Below are 1,103 nucleotides of genomic sequence, written 5' to 3'. Positions count from 1 at the left end.
CAGGCCGTGTGAAAACGCTATGATCTGATACGCTGCCCGAGGTGACTGAGCGGGGGGCAAGCGTGAAGCGTTTCGTCGAGGGGCAGGACCGTCGCCAGACCACGCTGCTGCCGGAGTGTTTGGATGACTATGTCGGCGAGGACAATCCGGTTCGCGCTGTCGAGGCCTTCGTCGAAGAGCTGGATCTGGCGGAACTGGGCTTTGCCGGCGTGGTGCCGGAGGCGACCGGCCGTCCGTCGTACCACCCGGCGACGCTGCTCAAGATCTACCTTTACGGCTACCTGAACCGGATCGCGTCGAGCCGACGGCTGGAGCGGGAGACCCAGCGCAACCTGGAGTTGATGTGGCTGACCGGCCGGCTGATGCCGGACTTCAAGACCATCGCCGACTTCCGCCGCGACAACGGACCGGCGATCCAGGCGACCTGCCGGCACTTCGTGCTGCTGTGCCGACAGTTGAAGCTGTTCTCCGAAGCGGTGGTCGCGATCGACGGCAGCAAGTTCAAGGCGGTGAACAACCGCGACCGGAACTACACCCCGGCCAAGCTGAAGCGCCGGATCGAGCAGATCGAGGCCAGCATCGCGCGCTACCTGTCGGCGATGGATGCCGCCGACCGGCAGGACGGCGCGGTGGCGCAGGCGAAGTCGGCGCGGCTGCGGGAGAAGATCGCGGCGCTGCGGACGCAAATGCAGGAGTTCCGGGCGATGGAGGCAGTGGTCCAGGCCGCCCCCGACCAGCAGATCTCGCTGACCGACCCGGATGCGCGCTCGATGGCGACCAGCGGCAAGGGCACCGGCATCGTCGGCTACAATGTGCAGGCCGCGGTCGATGCCAAGCACCACCTGATCGTCGCCCATGAGGTGACCAATGTCGGCAACGACCGCGCCCAGCTCTCGAAGATGGCGCAGCAGGCGCGGGACGCCGGGGGCTATGAAGCGCTGATCATCCTCGCCGACCGCGGCTACTTCAAGGGCGAGGAGATCCTGGCCTGCGACCAGGCCGGCATGACCCCGCTCGTGCCCAAGCCGCTGACCTCCGGCGCCAAGGCCGAGGGGCGGTTCGGCAAGCAGGACTTCGTCTACATCCCCGAGGAAGACGTCTAT

Annotated in this window: 1 protein-coding gene; it reads left to right on the top strand. The window is 66.7% G+C overall.

Annotation, left to right across the window (positions count from 1 at the left end):
* Positions 1-62: 62 nt before the first annotated feature.
* On the top strand, positions 63-1,103 hold a 1,041-nt coding region (locus tag KXR53_RS35505), incomplete at its 3' end, for an IS1182 family transposase (RefSeq protein ID WP_437380332.1).

The sequence above is a fragment of the Inquilinus limosus genome (genome assembly GCF_051487185.1).
GTDB lineage: Bacteria > Pseudomonadota > Alphaproteobacteria > DSM-16000 > Inquilinaceae > Inquilinus > Inquilinus limosus_F.
Note: the sequence above shows the minus strand (reverse complement) of the source record. Positions and strands in the feature narration are given on the sequence as shown.